Origin of the sequence: Acinetobacter baretiae (assembly GCF_015627105.1) — a bacterium.
GTDB lineage: Bacteria > Pseudomonadota > Gammaproteobacteria > Pseudomonadales > Moraxellaceae > Acinetobacter > Acinetobacter baretiae.
Genome location: NZ_VTDM01000049.1, coordinates 1 through 4,321 on the forward strand (window position 1 = coordinate 1; position 4,321 = coordinate 4,321).

Here is a 4,321-nt window from a genome sequence, read left to right on the forward strand (position 1 = left end):
AAAAAAAAGCGTGATAGTACACGGCAAACTCGTTTACTGCGTCAAAGTAAGTGCTGAGATCACTGAAAAATCAAGCAACGGCAGTTCGCTCTTAAGCGACTGCCGTACCTCCCCAAATTCAAAAAATAGAAACCATTGCTAAATTGCGCTATAAGCGATTTAAAATCTCAAGCAGTACCCAAGTACCAAAAAAACAAAATACATACCTTAGAACGCATTACATGAGCATTTAGAGCATATTTAAAGATGTAATCTAAGTATTTTTGCTTTTGTATAAAGATTTTGATCTTAAAATTAGAATTCAAATAAGAATTAATAGAGCGAAGCGATCAACAGAAATCTGATTTTGTAATCCCCCTCCCCGATTACGCTTTTGCTTTTCGTTGCAAAGTTCCACTGAGTTTTTTAGCGAGTGTCTACGAGCGTCATGAGCTTTTGCTTTTGCTCTTAAAAATGACACGAGAGAAGCGAAGTGCCATAGCTTTTTTTGCTCTTGATTTTGCTCTTGATTTTAAGCTTTTTGGGTTTTTAATGCTTTTAAATGCTTTTAAATGCTTTTAAGCCCTCTGAAACATAAGCTATGTAAGGCTTTCACGCTTCATAAAGTTACATTTACCCTGCTATAAAGTTACATTTACCCTGCTATAAAGTTACATTTACCCTGCTATAAAGTTACATTTACCCTGCTAATAGTTACATATTTATATTTGCAACTATTGATACAAATAGTATTATGTAACTTTATAAGAATTGTATACATATTATGAAACTTGTTGTTAAGGATAATTCACTAATTAATGCGAGCTATACACTAGGATTAGTTGAGCAAAGGCTCATTCTTCTAGCAATTATTGAAGCAAGGGAGACAGGGAAAGGGGTGGATACTGAAACATTCCTAGAAATTCACGCACAACACTATGCAGATCGCTTTAATGTTGACGTTAAAAACACCTACTCAATGCTATCAGATGCAGTAATGACACTATTTAATCGTCAAGTAACATATCTGACAGTAGACGAAAAAAGAAATAAGCCTGAAAAGCGTGTAGTGAGATGGGTGAGTGGTATTTCTTATGTTGAGGGTGCAGGCATCGTTAAGTTGCGTTTTGCTCCTGAAGTTGTGCCGTTAATTACTCGGTTAGAGAAAAATTTTACAAGTTATGAGTTGATGCAAGTAGCAAATCTAAATATATACGCTACTCGTTTATATGAATTATTAGTATCTTGGCGGAGTACAGGTAAAACTTCTATTATTGAAATTACAGATTTTCGCTCAAAAATAGGATTACTAGAACATGAATACACTGCAATGAATAATTTCAAGAATCGTGTATTAGACCCAGCGATTAAGCAAATTAACGAACACACCGATATAACCGTAAGCTACGAGCAACACAAAACAGGCAGATCTATTACAGGATTTTCATTCAAGTTTAAGCAAAAGAAACAACATAAAAAAGAAATCAAAGACGTAAAGCGTGATCAAAACACGACTGACTTTTTTACAAATATGACTGATAAACAGCGTCATTTTTTTGCTAGTAAATTGTCTGAGATGCCTGAAATGGGCAAGTATTCAGAGGGTACTGAAAGCTATGAGCAGTTTGCTTCTCGCATTGCTGAAATGCTTTTACAACCTGAGAAAATTAAAGAACTTTCAGCACATTTAGTAAAAGCAGGATTTCAACAATGATATTGTGGAAAATCTACAATTTTTTTATAGAATGAACACTAATTCTTTTATCTTGATTTCGTTCAGAAGATAAATAGCGGACTTTATCCATTGCCAACTGCATAGCTGTGCTTTCAGTTTCAGCATCTACAGGAATATTTCTAACACTATTTTCACATCTTACTGCCACTTGCCACTTAGCCATTTTACAACCTATTGATTAAAATTATAACTAACTACAAATATCATATTTTCTAACTAAAATACTTGTTTACTCACATAAATTGACAGAAACAAGTTTAATCACATGATCTATGCCTTTTTGAGCTTCTTCCCTCGGTATTTCCTGCGTTAGATGACTCCAATAAAAGCGTCTTGCATAGTATTCTTCGATACTATCAGCATACACTTGAAGTCGGGGTAAGTAATTTAAAACAGGTTCATCTAACTCAACTTGAGTCCATGTTTTAAATGATTTTGACAACAAGAATCTATGTGCAAAGTGCAGTAGCTTCCCGCCTTGTGATCTGCTCGCCTTAAAAACACTCCAAACTTGGATAGATTGAATCATTCGAGCAACTGATATTCTGTTCTGCTCCACCAAACTTGGTTTTTTTTGTGAAACAAGTTTATTTATTCGATTGAATAACTCATTTTTTAAATAATTCTCTGTATTTTTTGTATAACGCCATGTCCAAGAGTATGTTTTAGATCGCTGTTTATAATCTAAATCCTTTGAATTAAAAGCATATTTCTTATGGTTTTCTCGCAATAGCTCTAAATTTATTTTTTTTGAAACGGTTACAATCGGTGGAGCATTAAGCATAAAAAGATACTGCTCACGCTCATCAAAAAATTTGCAAATTTCATCGACTTGAGCCGTAATCTCATTAACAGTCCATTTAAAATCTGCAAACTCTTTTTTCAAAGAAATGACTTTTTCACGATGCGTTTTAGACACAAGTTTATTTGCATCAACGCCATGAAATTCATTATAGCAACTTGATTTATAGGTGGTGATTAACAAGTAAAGATAATATTTATCCTCATTTTCTAAATCTTGTTGAACAATCAATGTAGCGATTGGGAGCTTTTTCTTATTCAGTCTGTATGTACGCTGTCGAGTTGATAAATCTAAAAAATATCGAGTGGTTAATTTCTCTAACAAACGCTTAATACCCGAACACCCCACATCATCATTGATGTAAGTAATTTCAGCATAAAAATATGCACCATTGCTTGCATGATCTGCTAGACGTTGCATCGTATATTTCGTATTTGGACTAAAAATTATCATAAATTTGTAATCTAGGGCGTATATCCAAAAAATAGCAGAAAAACACGATGTAATCTAGTAAAGGATTTTACTGCTTTTCAAGAAATCGAAGATTTCTACTAGAAGTGGACAAAATCACGGTATTTGAAAGGGGGTAAATAGTAGTTCCTAGAAAATTTTTTTTGCGTGTGTTTTTGTGCTATCGTGTATCCATCATCATAAATTGTGTGTCTGACCAACACGTACTAAAAAGCCCTAACCACGGCTTGTTTAAAGTACGTCTGATCAGACGTACTTTTTTTTGATTTCAAACAGCACATAGTGAGGTTTTCTAACCAAAAATTTCACTACCTGACGAAGCGGACTGCATGAGAAATTGTGCTCGGTACGCTTTGACGGAAGCTGAAGGGCTGAAATGCCCTTTTTCGATCCATTCCTGACGTATGTCAGTTGGGCGACAAGGAAACGGGATCACGGCAACGTGGTGCATGGTTAGAAATAGCCATGCTAGGTAGGTTTTACTGAAACCCTGATTTTAGGAAAGGTGTAGCATCTTCACGGAATGATTAATGCGTTAATACACTCACATTTATGCCGATGTGTAAGAAAATTTTTGGCGTAATTGGTGGCACACACGATGGATTCTGAGATAGCTGCGAAGTTATAGGGGCATGAGTCGAAAGATGGATTGCCTGCTACTGTTTTGTGACTAACGAAGCGAAACAGAGCGATTGATAGCTCAAACGTGTAAAAGGGGGAACACAACCCCCAATGTGCAAGCTAAGTGCTTTACCTGCTGTGAAATTTTCATATCTTTGTAACTAGCTTTTTGGAACTGCGAGCTAGGAAAAACGGAACGGGTATGGAAATAGAGTAGATAAGCGTACTAGCTAAAAAAAATGATTGCGGTGGTAGCAATTCTATTTTTTTTAAAGACCTAAAAGTCTAACTTGGGAAGCACTGAGCAAAAGGCTTAAATTGGTTAAAAGCTGTATTTTTTGTTTAGTGTGGGAGCGATCTTGAGTAGTGCATATAAAGCGATTTTTAATCGTGGAAATTGTGTCCTATGGTTCATATTCATAGGGTAAAAATCATAGCTACCGTTTGGAGAAATCCATTGTTAAGGGAATCGTGGTTTTACGAAAGAGTGATGTTGGGGTGCGTAGAGGTACGCATTGTGTATGTGCCGTTTCAGTGGTAACAGCTTCAACGGTTAAGAAATCAAAAGTGTTTTTGTTTGGTTTAGGCTTGGTCGCCTAAATGTTTGTGATTTGGTCATCACAAGGCAAGAAATGATGAAAAAAGGAGTGTCGCTATCCTATGAGATTCAGCGAATACCGCAGCGGAGCTGTCTTTTTACTTTTTTAAAGTCA

3 protein-coding genes are annotated in these 4,321 nt (G+C 35.6%); 1 reads left to right on the forward strand and 2 read right to left on the reverse strand.

Annotated elements, in window-relative coordinates; translation table 11 throughout:
- Positions 1-763: 763 nt before the first annotated feature.
- Positions 764-1,693, forward strand: coding sequence for a replication initiation protein RepM (gene repM, locus I2F17_RS12130; RefSeq protein WP_211140117.1), 930 nt, complete (start codon positions 764-766; stop codon positions 1,691-1,693).
- 13 nt (positions 1,694-1,706) lie between these two features.
- Here the strand turns inward: repM and I2F17_RS12135 are convergent, their stop codons facing one another.
- Positions 1,707-1,877 carry a hypothetical protein gene (locus I2F17_RS12135; RefSeq protein WP_211140118.1) on the reverse strand — a complete coding sequence of 57 codons (171 nt, stop codon included), beginning with the start codon at positions 1,875-1,877 and terminating at the stop codon, positions 1,707-1,709.
- A 66-nt stretch (positions 1,878-1,943) separates the two neighbouring features.
- On the reverse strand, positions 1,944-2,936 hold the full coding sequence (locus I2F17_RS12140) for a hypothetical protein (protein ID WP_211140119.1): 993 nt from the start codon (positions 2,934-2,936) through the stop codon (positions 1,944-1,946).
- Positions 2,937-4,321: the final 1,385 nt, after the last annotated feature.

Coding starts and splice junctions, on each gene's coding strand:
- I2F17_RS12140 (WP_211140119.1), bottom strand. CDS start 2,936: ATGCAACGTCTAGCAGATCATGCAAGCAATGGTGCATATTTTTATGCT.
- I2F17_RS12135 (WP_211140118.1), bottom strand. CDS start 1,877: ATGGCTAAGTGGCAAGTGGCAGTAAGATGTGAAAATAGTGTTAGAAAT.
- repM (WP_211140117.1), top strand. CDS start 764: ATGAAACTTGTTGTTAAGGATAATTCACTAATTAATGCGAGCTATACA.